This window comes from Pseudomonas sp. LB1P83 (assembly GCF_054897885.1).
On the sequence record NZ_CM142709.1, the window covers coordinates 852,853 to 875,514 of the forward strand.

Annotated in this window: 18 protein-coding genes; 8 read left to right on the plus strand and 10 right to left on the minus strand. The window is 61.0% G+C overall.

All coding sequences use genetic code 11. From position 1 onward, the window contains the following. Positions 1 to 10: 10 nt before the first annotated feature. From purL to ACYZTY_RS03750, 3 genes are all read left to right on the plus strand, one after another. A complete protein-coding gene (gene purL, locus ACYZTY_RS03740) occupies positions 11 to 3,907 on the plus strand; it encodes a phosphoribosylformylglycinamidine synthase (RefSeq protein WP_461957358.1) in 3,897 nt (1,298 codons plus the stop codon). A 5-nt stretch (positions 3,908 to 3,912) separates the two neighbouring features. Beyond that, positions 3,913 to 4,224, plus strand: a complete 312-nt coding sequence (locus tag ACYZTY_RS03745; protein ID WP_461957359.1) for an NGG1p interacting factor NIF3 — start codon at positions 3,913 to 3,915, stop codon at positions 4,222 to 4,224. Between the two features lie 309 nt (positions 4,225 to 4,533). Next, the gene (locus tag ACYZTY_RS03750) at positions 4,534 to 5,838 is read left to right on the plus strand and encodes an IS4 family transposase (RefSeq protein WP_461957360.1); all 1,305 of its coding nucleotides are present in this window, start codon (positions 4,534 to 4,536) and stop codon (positions 5,836 to 5,838) included. 442 nt (positions 5,839 to 6,280) lie between these two features. Here ACYZTY_RS03750 and nagE read toward each other — a convergent pair whose 3' ends face one another. The 7 genes from nagE to ACYZTY_RS03785 form a co-directional block, all read right to left on the minus strand. After that, positions 6,281 to 7,996, minus strand: coding sequence for an N-acetylglucosamine-specific PTS transporter subunit IIBC (gene nagE / locus ACYZTY_RS03755; protein ID WP_461957361.1), 1,716 nt, complete (start codon positions 7,994 to 7,996; stop codon positions 6,281 to 6,283). Positions 7,997 to 8,025: 29 nt separating this feature from the next. Next, on the minus strand, positions 8,026 to 10,542 hold the full coding sequence (gene ptsP / locus ACYZTY_RS03760; RefSeq protein ID WP_461957362.1) for a phosphoenolpyruvate--protein phosphotransferase: 2,517 nt from the start codon (positions 10,540 to 10,542) through the stop codon (positions 8,026 to 8,028). A gap of 156 nt (positions 10,543 to 10,698) precedes the next feature. Then, on the minus strand, positions 10,699 to 11,721 hold the full coding sequence (locus ACYZTY_RS03765; RefSeq protein WP_461957363.1) for an SIS domain-containing protein: 1,023 nt from the start codon (positions 11,719 to 11,721) through the stop codon (positions 10,699 to 10,701). Further along, positions 11,702 to 12,808: an N-acetylglucosamine-6-phosphate deacetylase gene (nagA, locus tag ACYZTY_RS03770; protein ID WP_461957364.1), complete on the minus strand. Its 1,107-nt coding sequence runs from the start codon at positions 12,806 to 12,808 to the stop codon at positions 11,702 to 11,704. The genes ACYZTY_RS03765 and nagA overlap by 20 nt, the downstream gene beginning before the upstream one ends. A gap of 31 nt (positions 12,809 to 12,839) precedes the next feature. After that, entirely contained in the window at positions 12,840 to 13,571 is a 732-nt protein-coding gene (locus ACYZTY_RS03775; RefSeq protein ID WP_010463034.1) for a GntR family transcriptional regulator, read from the minus strand. Between the two features lie 506 nt (positions 13,572 to 14,077). Continuing rightward, on the minus strand, positions 14,078 to 14,581 hold the full coding sequence (locus ACYZTY_RS03780; RefSeq protein WP_131062569.1) for a L,D-transpeptidase family protein: 504 nt from the start codon (positions 14,579 to 14,581) through the stop codon (positions 14,078 to 14,080). Positions 14,582 to 14,645: 64 nt separating this feature from the next. Continuing rightward, positions 14,646 to 15,197 carry an NUDIX hydrolase gene (locus ACYZTY_RS03785; protein WP_145306858.1) on the minus strand — a complete coding sequence of 184 codons (552 nt, stop codon included), beginning with the start codon at positions 15,195 to 15,197 and terminating at the stop codon, positions 14,646 to 14,648. Positions 15,198 to 15,343: 146 nt separating this feature from the next. On the opposite strand from ACYZTY_RS03785, the gene ACYZTY_RS03790 reads away from it, so the two are divergent. From ACYZTY_RS03790 to purT, 5 genes are all read left to right on the plus strand, one after another. After that, complete coding sequence (locus ACYZTY_RS03790) at positions 15,344 to 15,943, plus strand: CoA pyrophosphatase (RefSeq protein WP_461957365.1); 600 nt, start codon at positions 15,344 to 15,346, stop codon at positions 15,941 to 15,943. Between the two features lie 54 nt (positions 15,944 to 15,997). Further along, a complete protein-coding gene (locus ACYZTY_RS03795; protein WP_150701971.1) occupies positions 15,998 to 16,522 on the plus strand; it encodes a gamma carbonic anhydrase family protein in 525 nt (174 codons plus the stop codon). Next, the gene (locus tag ACYZTY_RS03800) at positions 16,519 to 16,734 is read left to right on the plus strand and encodes a DUF1289 domain-containing protein (RefSeq protein ID WP_461957366.1); all 216 of its coding nucleotides are present in this window, start codon (positions 16,519 to 16,521) and stop codon (positions 16,732 to 16,734) included. The genes ACYZTY_RS03795 and ACYZTY_RS03800 overlap by 4 nt, the downstream gene beginning before the upstream one ends. Before the next feature lie 183 nt (positions 16,735 to 16,917). Continuing rightward, positions 16,918 to 17,385 carry a preQ0 transporter gene (locus ACYZTY_RS03805; protein WP_461957367.1) on the plus strand — a complete coding sequence of 156 codons (468 nt, stop codon included), beginning with the start codon at positions 16,918 to 16,920 and terminating at the stop codon, positions 17,383 to 17,385. 99 nt (positions 17,386 to 17,484) lie between these two features. Then, the gene (gene purT, locus ACYZTY_RS03810; protein ID WP_461957368.1) at positions 17,485 to 18,666 is read left to right on the plus strand and encodes a formate-dependent phosphoribosylglycinamide formyltransferase; all 1,182 of its coding nucleotides are present in this window, start codon (positions 17,485 to 17,487) and stop codon (positions 18,664 to 18,666) included. Between the two features lie 113 nt (positions 18,667 to 18,779). Here the strand turns inward: purT and ACYZTY_RS03815 are convergent, their stop codons facing one another. The 3 genes from ACYZTY_RS03815 to ACYZTY_RS03825 all read right to left on the minus strand — a co-directional run bounded on the left by ACYZTY_RS03815 (position 18,780) and on the right by ACYZTY_RS03825 (position 22,606). Continuing rightward, entirely contained in the window at positions 18,780 to 20,093 is a 1,314-nt protein-coding gene (locus ACYZTY_RS03815; RefSeq protein ID WP_461957369.1) for an MFS transporter, read from the minus strand. A gap of 452 nt (positions 20,094 to 20,545) precedes the next feature. Beyond that, on the minus strand, positions 20,546 to 21,781 hold the full coding sequence (locus tag ACYZTY_RS03820; RefSeq protein WP_461957370.1) for a transporter associated domain-containing protein: 1,236 nt from the start codon (positions 21,779 to 21,781) through the stop codon (positions 20,546 to 20,548). Between the two features lie 12 nt (positions 21,782 to 21,793). Next, positions 21,794 to 22,606: a cytochrome C assembly family protein gene (locus ACYZTY_RS03825; RefSeq protein ID WP_461957371.1), complete on the minus strand. Its 813-nt coding sequence runs from the start codon at positions 22,604 to 22,606 to the stop codon at positions 21,794 to 21,796. Between the last annotated feature and the right edge of the window lie 56 nt (positions 22,607 to 22,662).

The following is a 22,662-nucleotide window of genomic DNA, read 5'->3' on the forward strand; positions in this document are numbered from 1 at the left end:
TGTCCCGAAGATGTTGATCCTGCGCGGCGCTCCTGCCCTTTCTGCCTTTCGCCACAGCAAACTCCTTGAGCAACTGAGCCAGAAGGTCCCGGCTGTCAGCGGCTTGTATGCTGAATTCGCTCACTTCGCTGAGGTTACCGGCGTCCTGACCGGCGACGAACAGCAGGTGCTCGCGCGCCTTCTGAAGTACGGTCCAAGTGTTCCAGTACAAGAGCCGACCGGTCGTCTGTTCCTGGTGTTGCCGCGTTTCGGCACCATCTCGCCATGGTCCAGCAAAGCCAGCGACATCGCTCGCAACTGCGGCCTGAGCAAGATCCAGCGCCTGGAGCGCGGCATCGCGTTCTACGTGGCCGGCCAGTTCAGCGACGCCGACGCTCAGTTGATCTCCGATGCGCTGCACGACCGCATGACCCAGATCGTATTGGGCAACCTCGAACAAGCCGCCGGCCTGTTCAGCCACGCAGAGCCGAAACCGCTGACCGCGATCGACGTACTGGGTGGCGGCCGCGCCGCGCTGGAAAAAGCCAACACCGAGCTGGGCCTGGCCTTGGCCGAAGACGAGATCGACTACCTGGTCAACGCCTTCGTTGGTTTGAAGCGCAACCCGCACGACATCGAACTGATGATGTTCGCCCAGGCGAACTCCGAGCACTGCCGTCACAAGATCTTCAACGCCAGTTGGGACATCGACGGTCAGAGCCAGGAAAAAAGCCTGTTCGGCATGATCAAGAACACCTACGTGATGCACAGCGAAGGCGTTTTGTCGGCTTATAAGGACAACGCTTCGGTGATCGTCGGTAACGTTGCCGGCCGTTTCTTCCCGGACCCTGAAACCCGCCAGTACGGCGCGGTGCAGGAACCGGTGCACATCCTGATGAAAGTCGAGACTCACAACCACCCGACTGCGATTGCCCCGTTCCCGGGCGCGTCCACCGGTAGTGGCGGCGAGATTCGCGACGAAGGCGCAACCGGTCGCGGCGCCAAGCCAAAGGCTGGTCTGACCGGTTTTACCGTGTCCAACCTGCAAATCCCGGGCTTCGAACAGCCATGGGAAGTGCCGTACGGCAAGCCTGAGCGCATCGTCACCGCGCTGGATATCATGATTGAAGGCCCACTGGGCGGCGCCGCGTTCAACAACGAATTCGGTCGTCCGGCCCTGACCGGTTATTTCCGGACCTTCGAACAGTCGATCACCACCCCGCGTGGCGACGAAGTTCGCGGTTACCACAAGCCGATCATGCTGGCCGGCGGTATGGGTAACATCCGTGCCGAACACGTACAGAAAGGCGAGATCACCGTCGGCTCCAAGCTGATCGTGCTCGGCGGCCCGGCGATGTTGATCGGCTTGGGTGGCGGCGCCGCTTCCTCCATGGCCACCGGCACCAGCTCGGCTGACCTGGACTTCGCTTCGGTACAGCGCGAAAACCCTGAGATGGAACGTCGCTGCCAGGAAGTCATCGACCGTTGCTGGCAGTTGGGCGACAAAAACCCGATCAGCTTCATCCACGACGTGGGTGCGGGCGGTCTGTCCAACGCCTTCCCGGAACTGGTCAACGACGGCAACCGTGGTGGCCGCTTCGAACTGCGCAACATTCCAAACGACGAGCCGGGCATGGCCCCGCACGAAATCTGGAGTAACGAATCCCAGGAACGCTACGTTCTGGCAGTCGGCCCTGCGGACTTTGAACGCTTCCAGGCGATCTGCGAACGTGAGCGTTGCCCGTTTGCCGTGGTCGGCGAAGCCACTGCCGAGCCGCAACTGACGGTCACCGACAGTCACTTCGGCAACAGCCCGGTGGACATGCCATTGGAAGTGTTGCTGGGCAAGGCTCCGCGCATGCACCGTTCGGCCGTTCGTGAAAACGAACTGGGCGACGACTTCGATCCGTCGACCCTCGAGATTGCAGACTGCGTCGAACGCGTTCTGCATCACCCGGCCGTGGCGAGCAAAAGCTTCCTGATCACCATCGGCGACCGCACCATCACCGGCCTGGTTGCCCGTGATCAGATGGTCGGCCCGTGGCAGGTCCCGGTAGCCGACGTTGCCGTCACCGCCACCAGTTTTGACGTCTACACCGGTGAAGCCATGGCCATGGGTGAGCGTACTCCGCTGGCACTGCTGGACGCTCCGGCGTCGGGCCGCATGGCCATCGGCGAAACCCTGACCAACATCGCCGCTTCGCGCATCAACAAGATCTCCGACATCAAACTGTCAGCGAACTGGATGTCCGCTGCCGGTCACCCGGGTGAAGACGCGCGTCTGTACGACACCGTGAAAGCGGTCGGCATGGAGCTCTGCCCTGAGCTGGGCATCACCATTCCGGTGGGCAAGGACTCCATGTCCATGGCCACTCGCTGGAACGACGAAGGCGTCGACAAGACCGTCACCTCGCCGATGTCCCTGATCGTGACAGGTTTCGCGCCAGTGGCTGACATCCGTCAGACCCTGACCCCGGAACTGCGCATGAACAAGGGCACCACCGACCTGATCCTGATCGATCTGGGTCGTGGCCAGAACCGCATGGGCGCCTCGATCCTGGCCCAGGTTCACGGCAAGCTCGGTTCGCAAGCACCGGACGTCGATGATGCCGAAGACCTGAAAGCTTTCTTCGCCGTGATCCAGGGCCTCAATGCCGACGGTCACCTGCTGGCGTACCACGACCGTTCCGACGGTGGTCTGCTGACCAGCGTGGTGGAAATGGCTTTCGCCGGTCACTGCGGCCTGAGCCTGAACCTCGACGGTCTGGCAGAAACCTCCGCCGACATCGCCGCGATCCTGTTCAACGAAGAACTTGGCGCTGTAATCCAGGTTCGCCAGGACGCCACGCCAGACATTCTCGCGCAGTTCAGCGCGGCCGGTCTGGGCGATTGCGTTTCGGTGGTTGGTCAGCCGATGAACAACGGCCAGATCAACATCACCTTCAACGGCGAAACCGTGTTCGAAGGTCAGCGTCGTCTGCTGCAACGTCAGTGGGCTGAAACCAGCTACCAGATCCAGCGTCTGCGTGATAACGCCGACTGCGCCGAACAAGAGTTCGACGTGCTGCTGGAAGAAGACAACCCGGGCCTGAGTGTCAAGCTGAGCTACGACGTCAACCAGGACGTCGCCGCGCCTTACATCAAGAAAGGCATCCGCCCACAGGTTGCCGTGCTGCGTGAGCAGGGCGTCAACGGTCAGGTGGAAATGGCGGCCGCGTTCGACCGCGCCGGCTTCAACGCGATCGACGTGCACATGAGCGACATTCTGGCCGGCCGTGTCGACCTGAACGAGTTCAAAGGTCTGGTGGCGTGCGGCGGTTTCTCCTACGGCGACGTACTGGGTGCCGGCGAAGGCTGGGCCAAGTCCGCGCTGTTCAACAGCCGTGCTCGCGATGCGTTCCAGGGTTTCTTCGAACGCACCGACAGCTTCACCCTCGGCGTGTGCAACGGTTGCCAGATGATGTCCAACCTGCACGAGCTGATCCCGGGCAGCGAGTTCTGGCCGCACTTCGTGCGCAACCGTTCCGAGCAGTTCGAAGCGCGTGTGGCGATGGTCCAGGTCCAGGAATCGAACTCGATCTTCCTGCAAGGCATGGCCGGTTCGCGCATGCCGATCGCGATCGCTCACGGTGAAGGTCATGCCGAGTTCGCCAGCGAAGAAGCATTGCTGGAAGCCGATCTGTCGGGTTGCGTGGCGATGCGTTTCGTCGACAACCACGGCAAGGTCACCGAAAACTACCCGGCCAACCCGAACGGCTCTCCGCGCGGGATCACCGGTTTGACCAGTCGCGACGGGCGCGTAACGATCATGATGCCGCACCCGGAACGCGTGTTCCGCGCCGTGCAGAACTCGTGGCGTTCGGAAGACTGGAACGAAGACGCACCTTGGATGCGTATGTTCCGTAACGCGCGCGTCTGGGTTAACTGATAGCGGTGTATAAGCTCAGTTTTTTTGTTCCGGCCAGCCATGTCGAGGTGGTCAAGAGTGCTGTATTCGCTGCCGGTGGTGGGCGGATCGGGGCTTATGATCACTGCGCGTGGCAGGTGTTGGGTCTGGGCCAGTTTCGGCCTTTGGATGGCAGTCAGCCGTTTATTGGTGAGGCGGGGCAGGTCGAGCAGGTTGAGGAATGGAAGGTTGAGCTGGTGGTGGCGGATGAGTTGATCGTGGCCGTCGTGGCCGCGCTGAAACTCAGTCATCCCTATGAGACGCCGGCATATGAAGTGTGGCGGTTGGAGGATTTCTGATCTTCCGGCTGCTGAAATGAGAAACCCGCTGAATTAGCGTTCAGCGGGTTTTTTGTTGGCCGCGATTTTATGGATGTACGTTGTTCAAAACTGTAGGAGCGAGCCTGCTCGCGAAGGCAGCCTGACAGCCGACCAGTCTCTTTCAAGTGTACATATCCATTCCTGCGGTAACGGCGGCTGGCGGTTTCGCCCTTACGGCCATCCCTTTCAAGGTCTTCGTTTAGAATCTGCCCAAACTCCAGTCAGGACGACGAAACGATGTGGGCAGAGGTTTTAGCGCGGTTCGAAAAAAAAGCACCAGCCAGTGTCATGGCCAAATTGGTGTTGGAACAGACCATTGCGGCTGAGTGGGTTGATCAGGTGTTCGAAGAACACCGTCAACGGCAGTACCCGCGTGAGCTTTTGTTTTCGACCATCGTTGAGCTTATGTCCCTTGTTTCACTGGGTTTGAGACCTTCGTTGCACGCCGCCGCTCGGCAGATGGATGATCTTCCCGTCAGCTTGGCGGCGCTTTACGACAAGGTCAGCCGCACGGAGCCTGCGCTGCTGCGTGCTTTGGTAACCGGCAGTGCGCAACGCCTTTCTCCGACGATTGAAGAGTTGGGCTGCTCAGCCATTTTGCCTGGCTGGCAACTGCGGATCGTTGACGGTAACCATCTGCCTTCCAGCGAAAAACGACTGGGCGCTTTGCGCCGGGAACGGGGCGCCGCCCGACCTGGTTTTTCGGTCGTGGTTTACGACCCTGATCTGGACCAGGTCGTCGACCTTCAGCCCTGCGAAGATGCTTATGCCAGTGAGCGCGTCAGCGTGCTGCCGTTGTTGGAAAACGCCAGTGCGGGCCAGTTGTGGATGGCTGATCGACTCTATTGCACGCTGCCGGTCATGGAGGCCTGCGAAGATGCCGGGGCGTCATTCATTATTCGTGAGCCGAGTAAGCATCCGCGCCTGCTTCAGGAAGGCGACTGGCAGGAGCCTGTCAAAGTCGCGACGGGAAGCGTGCGCGAGCAAACCATCGGAGTGAAAGGTGGACGTCAGTGGCGGCGCGTCGAACTGAACCTGCAAAGCCCCACCGAATCAGGCGACACCCTGCTGTTGTTCTGGAGCAACCTGCCCGACACCATCAGCGCTGAGCAAATCGCCGATTTGTACCGTCGTCGCTGGAGTATCGAAGGCATGTTCCAGCGCTTGGAATCGGTGCTGGAAAGTGAGATCGAAACCTTGGGCAACCCCAAGGCAGCCTTGCTGGGGTTTGCTTCGGCGGTGCTGGCTTACAACGTTTTATCAGTGCTTAAGCGCAGCGTTGAACAGGCCCATCGCCAGACCCAACCCGAGGGCTGGGAAGCGTCGATTTACCATTTGGCGATACAGGTTCGCAGTGGTTATGAGGGCATGCAGATTGCCTTGGCGCCAGAGCATTTACCCATCCCACACCCCGCCGAAGGACTGGCTCAGCGCTTGCTGGCGCTGGCTAGAAACATACCTCCCAAACAGATCGCCAAAAGCAAACGTGGCCCGAAGGTACCCAAATCCAAAGAATGGCTAGAAGGCAAAGCAGTGCATGCCCATGTGTCGACGGATCGGGTGCTCAAGGCCGCCAAAATTAAAAGACCTTGAAAGGGATGGCCCTTACGGCGACTCACTTTTTTTTCAAACGCCAAAAAAAAGTAAGCAAAAAAAAGGCTCGCCCCAAGCGTCCGGCCCCTCGCTTAGGCTCGGCGTACCTTCGCTCCGGTATCCATCCGGGGACACTGCCCTCCGGTTGGCTTCGCTGCACCTACATGCAGCGTGTTCGACTGCGTCGAACGGCGCTGCGCGCCACTCCCCGGATGAACACCTCCACTCAGCCTCCCGAAAGGGGCGGGCAGATCAAGAGCTGCAGGCGAGCTAACGCTCGGCCTGTTGAGTGGTGAAAAGCGAAGCGTGTACGCCGATCCATTTGTAGGAGTGAGCCTGCTCGCGAAGGCGGCCTGACAGCCGACCAGTTTCTTGCAGGTGTACATCAATCCACTGTGGGAGCGAGCTTGCTCGCGATGGCGAACTGTCAGGCAGCCAGGATCTAAACCTTCGCACTCACCTCACTGCGATTGACCAACGCCTCCAGCGCCCCACTCAAACTCGCGGCCTTGTCACCAATCAGCAAGTGCCAAACACCCCCCTCAAGCTGGCTGACCCCCTGGCAACCCAGCGCCTTCAAATCAAACTCCGACAACGCCTTGCCATCCGCCAGTTGCAGGCGGATCCGGGTCATGGCCACGCAATCCATCTGCAATACATTGTCCCCGCCGCCCAACGCCTTCAGCCACTGCTGCGCTTCTGAACTCGCCATAGCGGCAGGTTTCGGTGCATCGATAACAGCAGGAGGGGAGGAGACCAGCGCACGACCCAACGCCGGCATTGCCAACCGAATATCATCGGCAATGCTGTCCGCCATCGGCCCGACCACCACCTGCAAACTCCCGCCCTTGCCCGGGCGCACGACCGCCATCGCGCCCAACGCTTTCAACTCTGCGTCGTTTGCCTTGTTGCGATCCACCATGTCCAGGCGCAACCGTGTGGTACACGCCCCGACGGTGATCAAATTCTGCGCGCCACCGAGCGCCTTGATGTAAGCCCCGGCCCGCTCATTTTCGGCGACCACAACCTTGTCACCGGTCGGCACTTCTTCACGGCCCGGTGTTTTGAGGTTGAAGCGGCGAATGCAGAAATCAAACACCACGTAGTAGATCACCGCATACGCCAACCCCACCGGCACCACCCGCCAGCCGTTGGTGGATTCGCCCCAGCCGAGCACCATGTCGATGAAGCCGCCGGAGAAGGTGAAACCCAGGTGGATGTTCAGCGCATTGGTGATTGCCATCGACAACCCCGTCAACAGCGCATGGAGCAAAAACAGAAACGGCGCGAGGAACATGAACGCAAATTCGATGGGTTCGGTGACGCCGGTCAGGAATGAGGTCAGCGCCATGGACAGGAAGATCCCGCCCATGATTTTGCGTCGTTCCGGCAGGGCGTTGCGGTACATCGCCAGGCAGGCGGCAGGCAGGCCGAAGATCATCACCGGGAACATGCCGGTCATGAACTGGCCTCCTTTCGGGTCACCGGCGAAGTAACGCGAGAGGTCGCCGGTGACCATCGCGCCCGTGGTCGGGTCGGTAAAGTTGCCGAAGACGAACCACGCCATGTTGTTGAGGATGTGGTGCAGGCCAGTGACGATCAGCAGGCGGTTGAACACGCCAAAAACGAAGGCTCCGATGCTGCCGCTCTCCATCATCAATGTGCCGAAACCGTTGATGCCATGCTGGATCGGCGGCCAGATCAAACCAAAGATCACCCCCAAACCGACGGCGGCGAAGCCAGTGACGATTGGCACGAAGCGCCGGCCACCGAAGAACGCCAGGTACTCCGGCAGCTTGATGTCCTTGAAGCGGTTGTACAGCGCGCCGGCCATCAAGCCGCTGACGATCCCGGCGAGCATGCCCATGTTGATGCTCGCATCCAGCACTTTGAGCGTGGAGATCATCACCAGGTAACCAATGACCCCGGCGAGACCGGCGGTGCCGTTGTTGTCCTTGGCGAAACCGACCGCGATGCCGATGGCGAAGATCATTGCCAGGTTGGCGAAGATCACCTGGCCGGCGTCGTGGATGATCGCGATGTTCAGCAGATCGGTGTCGCCCAGTCGCAGCAGCAATCCCGCAATCGGCAGGATCGCGATGGGCAGCATCAGCGCGCGACCGAGCCGTTGCAGGCCTTCGATAAAGTATTGGTACATGGCGTATCTCCCTGGATTCTTTTTGTTGTTCAGCTCAGAGGCCATTGCTGGTGACAGGCATGACGCACCGCACTGGCGCTGCTCAGCTTGAGCAGGTCGTGGCTGATGCGTCGGCATTCGGCAGCGTCGAGGTGGCGCACGCGATCTTTGATTTCACCGATTTGTACCGGGCTGACTGACAGCTCGCTGACACCGAGGCCGATCAGTACCGGCGTGGCCAGCGGGTCGGAAGCGAGTGCGCCGCAGACCCCTACCCAACGGTTATGCACCGCCGCACCGGCGCAGGTCTGGGCGATCAGCCGCAGCAGCGCCGGGTGCATCGCGTCGACTCGCGAGGCGAGGCCGGCGTGGTCGCGGTCCATGGCCAGGGTGTATTGCGACAAATCGTTGGTGCCGATGGACAGGAAGTCCGCATGTTCGGCCAGTTGCTCGGCCAGCAGCGCAGCGGCCGGGACTTCGATCATCACCCCCAGCTCCGGGCGTTCACTCACTCCAAGTTCAGTGCACAACGCATCAAGTCGCTGGCGGATGTGCAGCAGCTCATCGACCTCGGTCACCATCGGCAACAGGATCCGGCAGCGTGACAGCGGGCTGACGTGCAACAGCGCGCGCAGTTGCTGATCGAGCAATTCCGGACGCACCTGAGCCAGACGAATGCCGCGCAAGCCGAGCACCGGGTTGGCCTCAACCGGTAACGGCAGGTAATCGAGTTGCTTGTCGCCGCCGACGTCGATGGTGCGGATGATCACCGACTTGTCGCCCATGGCGTCGAGCACAGCTTGATAGGCGAGGTGTTGTTCGTGTTCGTCCGGCGCGGTGTTGCGGTCGACGAACAGGAATTCGGTGCGCAGCAGGCCGACGCCATCGGCGCCATTGGCCAGTGCATCGGCTGCTTCTGCACTGGACGCGACATTAGCGGCGACTTCGATGTGCACGCCATCGAGTGTCAGTGCCGGGGTGTGAGCCTGAGATTGTTGAAGCGCACGGCGTTGCTGATGATCAAGTTGTGCTTGATGCACGTCGGCCAGGCGTCCGTCCGTCGGCGCCAATTCGAGACGACCGCCGTCGGCATCCAGCACCACTGCCTGGCCTTGCGTCTGCTCCAGCAGCGCGGAACCCAATGCAACCATGCACGGCAGACCTTTGCCGCGCGCCAGAATCGCGACGTGGGAAGTAGCGCCGCCTTCGGCCATGCACAACCCGGCGACGCCTTGCTCGCTCAGTTGCAGCAGGTCCGACGGCGTCAGTTCATGGGCGGCAACGATGGCGCCGGCTGGCACGTCGTAATGCCAGGCTTCACCGAGCAAGGCGCGCAGCACCCGTTGTTTGAGGTCGCGCAGATCGTTGGCGCGTTCGGCCAGCAATGCGCTGCCGAGTTGCTGGAGTACGTCGCACTGCGCATCGATCGATTGGCTCCAGGCGTGCGTCGCGGCCATGCCTTGAACGATGGAAACGTTGGCCGCGTTCAGCAGCGCCGGGTCTTCGAGCAAGGCGATGTGCGCGGTGAAGATCGCTTCTTCGTCAGTGTCCTTGTGTTTCCTGGCCAGGGTCAGGGTGTGGTCGATTTCGCTGCGCACGACGGTCAGCGCGGTCTCGAGGGCGTGCAATTGTTGCTCGGGATCGTGACGGCCGGTATCCGCCGGCAGGCTGATGGCGTTCAAGCGAAACAACGGCCCACCGACCAGGCCGGGAGCTGCGCAGACACCGTGCAGCACGCCCGCTTCGGCCGCCCGATGGCGTCGGTTAATCGGTGTCGGCGCGGCGGCGTGGCTGTCTTCGGCCAACGCTGTGGACAAGGCGATCAGCAAGGCTTGCAACGCCGCTTCGGCATCCGGGCCCTGGCAACTGACCTGAACCTCGTCCTGCTCGCCGACGGCCAGACTCATCAACCCGATCAAGCTGTCACAGGTCGCCGATTTGCCAGCGAAATGCAGCTGCGATTTACTCTTGAACCCTTGCGCGGTCTGACGAATCAGCGCGGCCGGTCGTGCGTGCAGACCGCCGCGATGGGCGATGCAAACGTGGCCGAAAAGTTCTTCGCCCGACAGGTCCACGTCCGCTTGAGCACCCGGCGCCAGCCGGCGAATGATGTGCAGCAGCGGGTCGCCGACCTTCACCGATTTCAGCGTAATGGGCCGCGCCTGAAAGTCCTGGCTGTTGGTCAGGATCATCAGGCTGACCAGGCTTTTGCACTGCTGCGCGACCTTGTCCAGGTCATAGCGCAACAGCGGCTGGCCGTTGCTGACCCGCGCGCCTTCCTTGACCAGCATCGAGAAGCCTTCGCCCTGCAACTCGACGGTGTCGATGCCCAGGTGCAACAGCAATTCGGCACCGTTGTCGGCACGCAAGGTGACGGCGTGACCGCTGCGGGCGACGTGCACCACGACGCCGGCGCAGGGGGCGTGGAGGGTGTCGTTCAGCGGGTCGATGGCGATCCCGTCGCCCATGGCACCGCTGGCGAACACCGGGTCCGGGACTTTGGCGAGCGTGAGCACCGGGCCGCTGAGCGGGGCGCTTAGGGTCAGCTCTTTATTGTTGTTATGCATGGCTCGGTCTCATTAAAAATACAGTTCGGATCAACGCGGTCTCTGTAGGAGCGAGGCTTGCCCGCAAAGAACGATAACGCGGTCATTCAGATAGACCGCGGTGACTTCTTCGCGGGCAAGCCTCGCTCCTACATGAGGGATCGGGTTGCCATTCGACTAGTGCGTGCGTGTGACTTTGCTGAGGTGCCGTGGCTGGTCCGGGTCCATGCCACGGGCCACGGCCAAACCGGCGGCCATGACGTAAAAACTCTGGATCGCCAGAATCGGATCAAGGGCCGGGTGCTCGGCGCGGGTCAGGGTGAGGTCGCGTTCGGCGATGTCATCCGGTGCCGCCAGCAGAACGCGAGCGCCACGCTGGCGCATGTCCGCAGCAAGGCTCAGCAAACCGGCCTGCTCGGCACCGCGTGGGGCGAAGATCAGCAGAGGATAATTTTCGTCGATCAATGCCATCGGACCGTGACGGACTTCTGCGCTGCTGAAGGCCTCGGCCTGAATCGCCGAGGTTTCCTTGAACTTGAGGGCCGCTTCCTGGGCGATGGCAAAACCGGCGCCCCGACCGATCACCATCAAGCGTTGGCAATCGCGCAGGGCGTCGATGGCCAGGCTCCAATCCTGTTGCGCCGCTTCGCGCAGACCTTCCGGCAAGGCGCTGCCGGCCTCCAGCAACTCCAAGTCTTCGTTCCAATGGGCGATCAGACGGGCGCTGGCGCTGAGGGTGGCGATAAAACTCTTGGTCGCGGCGACGCTGCTTTCAGTGCCGGCGCACAGCGGCAGGCTGAATTCGCACGCTGCTTCCAGTGGTGAACTTTCGGCGTTGACCATGGAAATGCTCAAAGCGCCGCGTTTGCGCAGCAGACGCAGGCTGTTCACCAGATCCGGACTTTGTCCCGACTGCGAGAACGCAAACGCCACCTGGCCGCTGACCTTCAGCGGTGCCTGTTGCATGGTCACCACCGACATCGGCAACGACGCCACCGGGATGCCCAGTTGCTGCATGGTCAGGTAGGCGAAATAACTGGCGGCATGGTCGGAGCTGCCGCGCGCGACGGTCATTGCCACTTGCGGCGGCTGGCGGCGCAGGCGCCCGGCGATCTCGATCATCTGCGGGTCGAGTTGTTGCAGTTGGGCTTGCACGGCCTCGAATGAGGACAGCGCCTCTTCAAGCATTTTTGAAGTCAATGTCTTCTCCTTCGACCATGACGGCGGTGAGTGTGAGTGAGCGATCCAGCCGCACGCAGTCGGCCCAGCTGCCAGGAGCAAGGCGGCCACGTTCTTGAAGGCCGAGGTAATCGGCGGGGAATTGCGAAAGACGTTGCGAAGCCTCGGCGATCGGCAAACCGATCTTCACCAGATTGCGCAGTGCCTGATCCATGGTCAGCGTGCTGCCGGCCAGCGTGCCGTCGGGCAAGCGTACGCCGCCCAGGCATTTGGTCACGGTGTGGCTGCCGAGCTTGTATTCACCGTCGGGCATGCCGGCAGCAGCGGTGGAATCGGTGACGCAATACAGGCATGGAATTGCGCGCAGGGCCACGCGCATGGCACCGGGGTGCACGTGCAGCAAGTCCGGGATCAGTTCGGCGTATTTGGCGTGGGCCAGCGCCGCGCCGACGATGCCCGGCTCGCGGTGATGCAGCGGGCTCATGGCGTTGTAGAGGTGAGTGAAGCTGCTGGCGCCGGCGGCCAGTGCAGCGACGCCTTCCTCGTAACTGCCGAGGGTGTGGCCGATCTGCATGCGCACACCGCGAGCGCTGAGGGTGCGGATCAAGGCATCGTGGCCGGCAATTTCCGGGGCGATGGTGATCACCCGGATCGGTGCCAGCGCCAGGTATTCCTCGACTTCGGCCATCAACGCAGTGTGGGCGAAATTCGGCTGGGCGCCGAGTTTGCCGGGGTTGATGTACGGGCCTTCGAGGTGCACGCCGAGCACGCGGGCGCTGCCTGTTGGCCGCTGCTCGCAGAACTCGCCCACGGCCTTGAGCACGCTGGAAATCTCTGCCGGCGGTGCGGTCATGGTGGTCGCCAGCAACGACGTGGTGCCGAAGCGCACGTGGGTCTTGGTGATGGTTTCGAAGGCCGGCGCGCCTTCCATGATGTCTTTGCCACCGCCGCCGTGAACGTGCAGGTCGATAAAGCCGGGCAGCAGATAGGGCAAGTCGTTGTCGGCCGGATCGCACGGCACGCCTTCGATGGACACGACCTTGCCGTGTTCGTGAATCAGCCGGCCACGAACCCAGCCGTGGGCGGTGAGGATGTTGTCTTCGGACATGATCGGTTCTCGGTTTTAACAGCGAAGCTCTTTATCGACGAAGCTCTGCGACAAAGTCGTAGTAGTCGTTGCGGCAGTAGGTGTCGGTGACTTCGATCGGTGTGTTGTCTTCCAGGTAGCCGACCCGGGTCATCAGCAACATGGCGGTGCCGGGGGCGATGCCGACGAGGGCGGCGAATTCGTCCGAGGCGTTGATCGCCTGGATGTGCTGCAGCGCGCGGACGATCGGCTTGCCGATGCCGTCGAGGTATTCGTAGAGGGAGTCGCCCACCGCCTGCGGCTTGGGAATGATCGAAGCGGGCAGGGTGCTCATCTCGATCGCCATCACCGTGTCGTCGGCTTTGCGCAGGCGCTTGAGCCGCGCGACCTTGTCGTTGGGCGAGAGGCCGAGGCGGATCAGTTCTTCGTGGGTCGGCGGGGTGATTTCACGTTCCAGCCATTGCGAGCCGGGAACGAAGCCCTTGAGACGCAACATTTCGCTGAACCCCGAGAGGCGCGACAGCGGTTGTTCCAGGCGCGGCGTGATGAACGTGCCGGAACCTTGGTTGCGGCGGATCAGGCCTTGCTCGAACAAGACTTCCAGCGCCTTGCGTGCCGTGACGCGTGAGATGCCCAGCAGCTCGCTGAGGTTGCGCTCCGAGGGCATCGCTTGCTCGGCTTTCCACTGGCCGGCATGAATCGCCGCTTCCAGATTGCGCGCCAGTTGCAGGTACAACGGCGTGGGCTGCGTGTCGTCAGGGCGTAGGGCCTGGAGGTCATTCATGGGCGATGTCCGATGCGGATATTGGAGTGTTGTTTTCCGCGAATGGTCGAAAACTAATACCACTTGAATACCATGTCAATGCCACCACTTTGCGCATGGCACGCGAAAGCCTGCTCTGTCAGACGCAGTGGTTTCAAGTGGTATTAGAGGTGGGGATTTAGAGCGCAAAGATCGCAGCCTGCGGTAATGCGTGTCGGGAGGATTGGTATCTTCACGTCAGGCGTTACCGCAGGCTGCGTTCTTTTGAAATTATTTTTGGAGGAGCGACCGAAGGTAGCGCTCAAAAGGAGAAGTTACGGATGGGGTGGTTCAAAAGGAGAAGGCGCGGCTGGCGCGGTTCATTGTGGCGAGGGGATTTATCCCCGTTCGGCTGCGAAGCAGTCGTGAAACCAGCCGACGCGGTGAGTCAGACATAATGCAATTGCAGGTATTAGCACTGCTTCGCAGCGCAACGGGGATAAATCCCCTCACCACAAAAGCCCTTCAGCAGGCTGGAAGTTTTTAGGTTACGGGCGGATTTCGATCATCGTGCCATCCGGCACCAGACCCCAAACCTCGCGCATGTCCATGTTGCGCATGGCGATGCAGCCGTCGGTCCAGTCCAGGGTGTGGAACAGGTCTTCCGGGGTCTCTTCGGTGTCCGGTGTGCCATGGATCATGATCATGCTGCCAGGCGGGACGCCTTCGCGCCGCGCGCGGGCAGAGTCGCTGACATTCGGGTAGGAGATGTGCATCGCCAGGTTGAATTTATCGCTGACCTTGCGCCAGTCCAGCCAATAGAAACCTTCGGGCGTGCGTTTGTCGCCTTCCATCAGCTTCGGCCCCTTGGGCCGTTTGCCCAGGGAAATGCGATAGGTCTTGAGCGGCTTGCCGTCATTGATCAATTGCAATTGGTGGGCGGATTTAAGCACCAGAACTTTTTCGATGACTTTGCCGTTCAGGGTTTCCGCAACGGAAGCCTGTGACATGGCGACGAACGACAAGCAAAACACGGCAAGCAACCAGCGCATTGAAACGATATCCCTGAAAGGTGTCGTGACTATTTAGTTATAGGTGATTTTGGAGCCAGGAGCTTTATGTGATGGCAGGCTGAGCAAGCGGCGGGATCGACTCGGACCGCACGGGGTAGACCTCGGTCCGCCGGTCAGCGAAGAAGCATTCTAAGGTACGGCCCACCGTGCGGAAAGCCAACTCGGACCACGGGATGTCGGCTTCGTCGAAAAGCTGCACTTCCAGGCTCTCGGGGCCGGCGGAAAAATCCAGGTCCACCAGCTCTGCGCGAAAGAACACATGCACCTGACTGATGTGCGGCACGTCGATCAACGTATAAATGCTCAGGTTGCGCACCCGCGCGCAGGCTTCTTCTGCCGTTTCGCGAATGGCCGCCTGCTCGATGGTTTCACCGTTTTCCATGAAACCGGCGGGCAGGGTCCAGTAACCGAGCCGAGGCTCGATGGCGCGTCGGCACAGCAACACTTTCGAGCCCCAGGTCGCCACGCAACCGGCGACGATATTGGGGTTCTGGTAGTGAATCGCCTGACAGCTGTCACAGACAAAACGCAGACGCGAATCGCCTTCGGGAATGCGCTGGGTGACCGGGTTGCCGCACTGACTGCAAAATTTCATGCTTGGGTTCCTGAATGCTGCGCCTATCTTGGCGTGCGACGGTGTCAGTCGGCAAGTTGTCGTTTAGCGACATGCAGTGGTTATGGGCTTGGGCGGCCGGTTCGATTGGTGCATGATGCAAAGTAGCCAACAGATCGAGAAGACTCATGCTGGACGAGCTACTGCATCGAGTAAGTAACCACACCCCTCGCACACTGGAAACCGACAAACGTTTCCCTGAAGCCGCGGTACTGGTGCCCATCACTCGCAGTGACGAACCGGAACTGGTTCTGACCCTGCGCGCCAGCGGGCTCTCGACCCATGGCGGTGAAGTCGCCTTCCCCGGCGGGCGACGCGACCCCGAAGACCCGGACCTGATTTTCACCGCGCTGCGTGAGGCTGAAGAAGAAATCGGCTTGCCGCCGGGGCTGGTCGAAGTGATTGGTCCGTTGAGCCCGCTGATCTCCCTGCACGGCATCAAGGTCACGCCTTATGTCGGGGTGATTCCTGATTTCGTCGAGTACCTGGCCAACGATGCGGAGATCGCCGCAGTGTTCAGCGTTCCCCTGGAGTTCTTCCGCGAGGACCCTCGTGAACATACCCATCGCATCGATTACCAGGGGCGCAGTTGGTACGTGCCGAGTTATCGTTATGGCGAGTATAAGATCTGGGGTCTGACAGCGATCATGATCGTCGAGTTGATCAACCTGCTCTATGACGCCGACATCAGCCTGCACCACCCACCCAAAAGCTTTATCAATATTTGAAGCCATCGTTCGTATGGCGTGAAACGCGGCTGCCTGAGCCTTGAGGACAATTAGATGAAATATCGCCTGGGCGACGCCCGCGTCGAAACCCATCCGCAGAGCTGGGTCGCACCCAATGCCGTGCTGGTGGGCAAGGTCAAACTGGAAGAGGGCGCCAACGTCTGGTTCAACGCCGTGTTGCGGGGCGACAACGAACTGATCCTGATCGGCAAGAACAGCAACGTCCAGGACGGCACGGTGATGCACACCGACATGGGCTACCCGCTGACCATCGGCACGGGCGTGACCATCGGCCACAACGCCATGCTTCATGGCTGCACCGTGGGCGATTACAGCCTGATCGGTATTAATGCGGTGATTCTCAACGGCGCGAAAATCGGCAAGAACTGCATCATCGGCGCCAACTCGCTGATCGGTGAGGGCAAGGAGATTCCCGACGGTTCGCTGGTCATGGGCTCGCCGGGCAAGGTGGTGCGCGAACTGACTGAACAGCAGAAGAAAATGCTCGAAGCCAGCGCCGCCCACTACGTGCATAACTCCCAGCGTTACGCCCGCGATCTGGCCGAGCAGGAAGAATGAACACGTCCGAACGGCCGGTTCTGTCGCCGTGCGTGAATATTTGTGCGCTGGATGAGGATGATATCTGCACCGGGTGTCAGCGCACGGTCGAGGAGATCACGCGCTGGAGCCGGATGCACAACGAAGAGCGCCGCAAGGTGTTGGGGTTGTGTCATGAGCGGGCCAAATCCAGTGGTTTGCTCTGGATGTTGCCTTCCAAATCCGACTCCTGAGGTGCGGCCTTCGCGGGCAAGCCTCGCTCCTACAGGTCTGGGGCGATTTGCATGATGCGTTCAAACTGTAGGAGCGAGGCTTGCCCGCGAAGGCGTCCCCACTGACGCTAACACCTCCATTGGCCGGACCCCACTACCTGAAGTACCCTGTGCGCCTTGAATTCTCAGGCCTTCCACATCCCCATGCTCTTCCTGATCGCCTACATCAGCAGCGTCGTGCTGATCAACTACGCCTTTTCCACCGCCCCGCACCTGGACATCATCTGGTCGGCCTGGGGCGGGTTGGTGTTTATCTTGCGCGACATGGTGCAAACCCGTTTTGGCCATGGCGCCATCGCGGCGATGCTCGCGGCGCTGGTTTTGTCCTATGTCACGTCCGACCCGTCCATCGCTTTGGCCAGCGCCACAGCCTTCGCGGTGTCCGAATGCATCGACTGGCTGGTGTTCAGTATCACCAAACGCCCGTTGCACGATCGGCTGTGGATAAGTTCGGCCCTGAGCATTCCCCTCGATACTTTCATCTTCTTCGGCATGATCGACGCGTTCACCCCGGCCGTGATTCTCACCGCCATGGGCTCGAAGTTCGCGGGTGTGACGGTCGTGTGGCTGATCATGGCCTGGCGCTTGCGCAAACAGGCCGTCGCCAGCTGAAGCCAAACCCTTCGGTTCATGTAAAATGCCGCGCTTTCTCCCCATGGGAAGCGCGCGTGGCGTTGCATCCCTCGATGATCCGCTTCTTGAGGACCTGAGATGACCCGTATCGGAACTCCATTGTCGCCAACCGCGACCCGCGTATTGCTGTGTGGTTGTGGCGAGTTGGGCAAGGAAGTGGTGATCGAGCTGCAACGCCTGGGCGTTGAAGTGATTGCCGTCGACCGGTACGCCAACGCGCCGGCCATGCAAGTTGCGCATCGCAGCCACGTGATCAACATGCTCGACGGCGCTGCCCTGCGTGCCGTGATCGAAGCCGAGAAGCCGCACTTCATCGTGCCGGAAATCGAAGCCATCGCCACCGCGACCCTGGTCGAACTGGAAGCTGAAGGCTTCACCGTAATCCCGACCGCGCGCGCTGCGCAGCTGACCATGAACCGCGAAGGCATCCGTCGCCTGGCCGCTGAAGAGCTGGACCTGCCGACCTCGCCGTACCATTTCGCCGATACCTTCGAGGACTACAGCAAGGCCGTCCAGGACCTCGGCTTCCCGTGCGTGGTCAAGCCAGTGATGAGTTCGTCAGGCAAAGGCCAGAGCCTGCTGCGCAGCGCCGACGATGTGAAAACCGCGTGGGATTACGCTCAAGAAGGCGGTCGCGCCGGTAAAGGTCGCGTGATCGTCGAAGGTTTCATCGACTTCGACTACGAAATCACCTTGCTGACCGTGCGCCACGTGGGCGGCACGACCTTCTGCGCGCCAGTCGGTCACCGTCAGGAGAAAGGCGACTATCAGGAATCCTGGCAGCCACAAGCCATGAGCCCGATTGCCCTGGCTGAATCCGAGCGCGTTGCCAAAGCCGTCACCGAAGCCTTGGGTGGCCGTGGTCTGTTTGGCGTCGAACTGTTCATCAAAGGTGATCAGGTATGGTTCAGCGAAGTCTCGCCGCGCCCGCATGACACCGGTCTGGTGACCCTGATTTCCCAGGACCTGTCGCAGTTCGCGCTGCACGCACGGGCGATTCTAGGCCTGCCGATTCCGTTGATCCGTCAGTTCGGGCCATCGGCTTCGGCGGTGATTTTGGTGGAAGGGCAGTCGACCCAGACCGCTTTCGCCAATTTGGGTGCTGCTTTGAGCGAGCCGGATACGGCGTTGCGTCTGTTCGGCAAGCCAGAGGTCAATGGCCAGCGCCGGATGGGCGTGGCGTTGGCGCGGGATGAGTCGATTGAGGCTGCTCGTGCAAAAGCGACCCGTGCTTCTCAGGCTGTCGTAGTCGAGCTGTAAACCGAGGCGCGGCCTTCGCGGGCAAGCCTCGCTCCTACGGATCAGCGTCGAACACATAATTGTGGTTCAACCCAACCCTGTAGGAGCGAGGCTTGCCCGCGAAGCTTTTTCTGTCAGGCAATCCGATTCAAATCGTTATGCCGCGTCTCCTTCAGGCACAGCACCGCAATCAAACTCAACACTGCCGCCCCTGAAACATACCCGCCGACATAACTCAAACCGCCCATCGCCACCAGTTTCTGCGCGAAGAACGGCGCCGCCGAGGCCCCGACGATTCCGCCCAGGTTGTAGGCTGCCGACGCGCCGGTATACCGCACACGAGTCGGAAACAGCTCCGGTAGCAGCGCGCCCATCGGTGCAAACGTTACGCCCATCAGAAACAGCTCGATGCACAGGAACAGCGCCACGCCCCAGGTCGAGCCTTGGGTCAGCAACGGTTCCATCAAGAATCCGGACAGAACTGCCAGCACGCCGCCGATGATCAGCACCGGTTTGCGCCCGTAACGGTCGCTGGCCCAGGCCGACAACGGCGTTGCCGCCGCCATGAACAATACGGCGAAGCACAGCAGCCCGAGGAAGGTTTCGCGGCTGTAGCCGAGTGTCGCCACGCCATAACTCAACGAAAATACGGTCGAGATGTAGAACAGTGCGTAACACACCACCATCGACCCGGCACCCAGCAGCATCGGCGCCCAGTACTGGCTGAGCAGCTCGACCAGCGGGATCTTCACTCGCTCCTGGCGCGCCATGGCGTTGGCAAACACCGGGGTTTCGTGGAGTTTGAGTCGCACATACAGACCCACCATCACCAGCGCGGCGCTGAGCAGGAACGGAATCCGCCAGCCCCACGAGCGGAACTGCTCGTCATTCAGGGTCATGGCCAGCGTCAGGAACAGGCCGTTAGCCGCCAGAAAGCCAATCGAAGGGCCGAGCTGGGGGAACATGCCGAACCAGGCACGCTTGCCCTTGGGCGCATTCTCCGTCGCCAGCAGCGCCGCACCGCCCCATTCACCGCCCAGGCCAAGGCCTTGGCCGAAACGCAGCACGCAGAGCAGGATTGGCGCCCAGGCCCCGATGCTGTCGTAACCCGGCAATACGCCGATCAGCGTGGTGCACACGCCCATCAATAGCAGCGAAGCGACCAGTGTCGATTTGCGCCCGATGCGGTCACCGAAGTGCCCAAACAGCGCCGATCCCAATGGTCTGGCAAGGAAGGCGATGCCGAAGGTGAGGAATGCCGACAGCATCTGGGCGGTGCCGGAGGTCTGCGGAAAGAACACCGGGCCGATCACCAGCGCAGCGGCGGTGGCATAGACGTAGAAGTCGTAAAACTCGATGGCCGTGCCGATAAAACTCGCCGTGGCTACGCGGGTGGCGGAGTTCGTCGGTTGGGTAGGCGCGTCGATATAAGTCGTGCTGGTTGTCATGCGGTTTTCCCTGACAGTCATGTGCCCCAGTGGAGCGAATTATTATGGTCGAACACCCAGGGATGTGGGAGTGAGGCGCGGCCGCTGTTCAAGGTAGGAACAGTCGTCGGTGTCGTGCGGATATTGCCGATGGACTGGCCGGAACCTGCTGCGTGCGGGGTAAGCACGTGATCCGGCGGGGCTTGGGTAAGCGGGTTTGATTATAGGAAGGTGGCTAACGATCAAACAAGTGGCCAATCGCTGGCGACGATAACCAGCGACCAGTGACTAAGATTGGGAATCAAAGTGTGGCGAGGGGATTTATCCCCGTTGGGCTGCGAAGCAGCCCCAAGAGGTTTGCCTGATTGCAGAGATTTTGGCGCTGCTTCGCAACGCAACGGGGATAAATCCCCTCGCCACAGATAAACCCCACACCACAGATAAATCCCCCACTACAGAGGAGGTGTCACGGTTTAGACGACTGCCGGAACCGAGCTGGTATGCCAGATCAGCACGCGCGTGACGCGATTGTCTTCCGTCTCCAGAATCTCCAGCCGATAACGCCCGATCTTCAGGCACACCGCACTGTCCGGAATCGTCTCCAGCGCCTCGGTCACCAACCCGTTGAGGGTTTTCGGGCCATCGCTGGGCAGGTGCCAGCCCAGGCTCTTGTTCAATTCGCGGATCGACGCTGCACCCTCGATCACCAGGCGCCCATCGGCCTGCGGATGGATGTGCGGGTTGTCCAGGCTGTGCTGGCTTTCGAATTCGCCGACGATTTCTTCGAGAATGTCTTCCAGGGTCACGATACCGAGCACTTCGCCATATTCGTCGACCACCATGCCCAGGCGCCGCTGCTGTTTGTGGAAATTCAGCAGTTGCAGTTGCAGCGGAGTGCTTTCCGGCACGAAGTACGGTTCGTGACTGGCGGCCAGCAACGCTTCGAGGGTCAGGCTCGCATCGGCCAGCAAGTGGCGGATCTGCCGGGTATTGAGCACCGCTTCGACCTGGTTGATGTCGCTGTGGAACACCGGCAGGCGGGTGCGCTTGTTGTTGCGCAGTTGCTCGATGATCTCTGAAAGGGAGTCGTCGAGGTTGATCCCGTCGACGTCACTGCGCGGCACCAGAATGTCGTTGACCGTGATGTTGTCGAGCGCATGGATGCCCGCCAGCGGGTGTGGGCGGCAGACGGCTTGATCGTAATCGTCATTCCGGTCGTTCGGGCTTTCGTCTTCGCTCTGTTGCACCACTTTGACTTTGCGGGCAAACGGTCGCATCAGCAGATGGGTGAAGCCATTGAGCAGCCAGGCGGCCGGGTAGATGATTTTCAGGGGCGCGCCGAGCAGCGTGTTGCCCAAGGCCAGGACGGCGTCGGGGTATCGCACGGCAAGGGTGCGCGGAAGGTAATCGGCGAACACCAGAAGCGCGGCACCTGCACCCAGGCAGGCAATCCACGGACCGTTTTCCGCCCAGATGAAGATCGCCAGCAAGGTGCTGATGACCACTGCCAGTGCGCGGCACAGGGTATTGCAGAAGATCAGGCTGTTCAGCGGGAAGCTCAGCTTCGCGACCGGTTTGTCGCTGGAGCGCGAGGCGGTGCGCTGGGCCAGCAAGTACTGCTGTGCCGTTTCGATGGCGGTAAACAGCCCCGACCATAGAATCAGCAGGGCCAATACCGCGAGCATCGGCCCTATGGGCAAGTCGTCCATTAATGCCGCCCGTCAGATGTGCAGGATGTATTCACGGACCAGCTTACTGCCGAAGTACGCCAGCATCAGCAGGCAGAAACCGGCGAGGGTCCAGCGAATGGCCTTGTGTCCGCGCCAGCCGAGGCGGTTACGGCCCCAAAGCAGCACGCTGAAGACGATCCAGGCCAGGCAAGCCAGTAGAGTTTTGTGCACCAGGTGCTGGGCGAACAGGTTGTCGACGAACAACCAGCCGGACAGCAGCGATAGCGACAGCAGGGTCCAGCCGGCCCAGAGGAAGCCGAACAACAGGCTTTCCATGGTTTGCAGCGGCGGGAAGTTCTTGATCAGCCCCGACGGGTGCTTGTGCTTGAGCTGATGGTCCTGGACCAGCAGCAACAAGGCCTGAAACATCGCGATGGTGAACATGCCGTAGGCGAGGATCGACAGCAGGATGTGGGCGAGGATGCCCGGCTCTTCGTCGATGACCTGCACCGTGCCGGCAGGGGCGAACTGCGCAAGCAGTACCGTGGCGGCCCCGAGCGGGAACAACAATATAAGTAGGTTTTCCACCGGGATCCGCGAACAGGCCAGCAGGGTCAGGGTGATGACCGCTGCGGCAATCAGGCTGGCGGCACTGAAAAAGTCCAGTCCCAGGCCGATCGGTGTCAGCAGGTGGGTAAACAGGCTGGCGCTGTGAGCCAGCACGGCAAGTACGCCGAGCGTGACCAGCAGGCGTTTGTTCGCCTTGGCGCCGGTGGCCAGACGAGTGCCTTGATAGAGGGTCGCAGCGGCATATAAGCAGGCGGCGGCGAGGGTAGTCAGCAAACTGGGTGACAAGGGGAGCATAAATCCTGTTAGGCAAGCCCGAAAGGCGCTGAGTTTGGCATAGAACCCCCGTAGCA

Coding starts and splice junctions, on each gene's coding strand:
- purL (WP_461957358.1), top strand. CDS start 11: ATGTTGATCCTGCGCGGCGCTCCTGCCCTTTCTGCCTTTCGCCACAGC.
- ACYZTY_RS03800 (WP_461957366.1), top strand. CDS start 16,519: ATGAACACGTCCGAACGGCCGGTTCTGTCGCCGTGCGTGAATATTTGT.
- ACYZTY_RS03750 (WP_461957360.1), top strand. CDS start 4,534: ATGGCCAAATTGGTGTTGGAACAGACCATTGCGGCTGAGTGGGTTGAT.
- ACYZTY_RS03820 (WP_461957370.1), bottom strand. CDS start 21,781: ATGGACGACTTGCCCATAGGGCCGATGCTCGCGGTATTGGCCCTGCTG.
- ACYZTY_RS03775 (WP_010463034.1), bottom strand. CDS start 13,571: ATGAATGACCTCCAGGCCCTACGCCCTGACGACACGCAGCCCACGCCG.
- ACYZTY_RS03795 (WP_150701971.1), top strand. CDS start 15,998: ATGAAATATCGCCTGGGCGACGCCCGCGTCGAAACCCATCCGCAGAGC.
- nagA (WP_461957364.1), bottom strand. CDS start 12,808: ATGTCCGAAGACAACATCCTCACCGCCCACGGCTGGGTTCGTGGCCGG.
- ACYZTY_RS03785 (WP_145306858.1), bottom strand. CDS start 15,197: ATGAAATTTTGCAGTCAGTGCGGCAACCCGGTCACCCAGCGCATTCCC.
- ACYZTY_RS03815 (WP_461957369.1), bottom strand. CDS start 20,093: ATGACAACCAGCACGACTTATATCGACGCGCCTACCCAACCGACGAAC.
- nagE (WP_461957361.1), bottom strand. CDS start 7,996: ATGTACCAATACTTTATCGAAGGCCTGCAACGGCTCGGTCGCGCGCTG.
- ACYZTY_RS03805 (WP_461957367.1), top strand. CDS start 16,918: ATGCTCTTCCTGATCGCCTACATCAGCAGCGTCGTGCTGATCAACTAC.
- purT (WP_461957368.1), top strand. CDS start 17,485: ATGACCCGTATCGGAACTCCATTGTCGCCAACCGCGACCCGCGTATTG.
- ACYZTY_RS03780 (WP_131062569.1), bottom strand. CDS start 14,581: ATGCGCTGGTTGCTTGCCGTGTTTTGCTTGTCGTTCGTCGCCATGTCA.
- ACYZTY_RS03790 (WP_461957365.1), top strand. CDS start 15,344: ATGCTGGACGAGCTACTGCATCGAGTAAGTAACCACACCCCTCGCACA.
- ACYZTY_RS03825 (WP_461957371.1), bottom strand. CDS start 22,606: ATGCTCCCCTTGTCACCCAGTTTGCTGACTACCCTCGCCGCCGCCTGC.
- ptsP (WP_461957362.1), bottom strand. CDS start 10,542: ATGCATAACAACAATAAAGAGCTGACCCTAAGCGCCCCGCTCAGCGGC.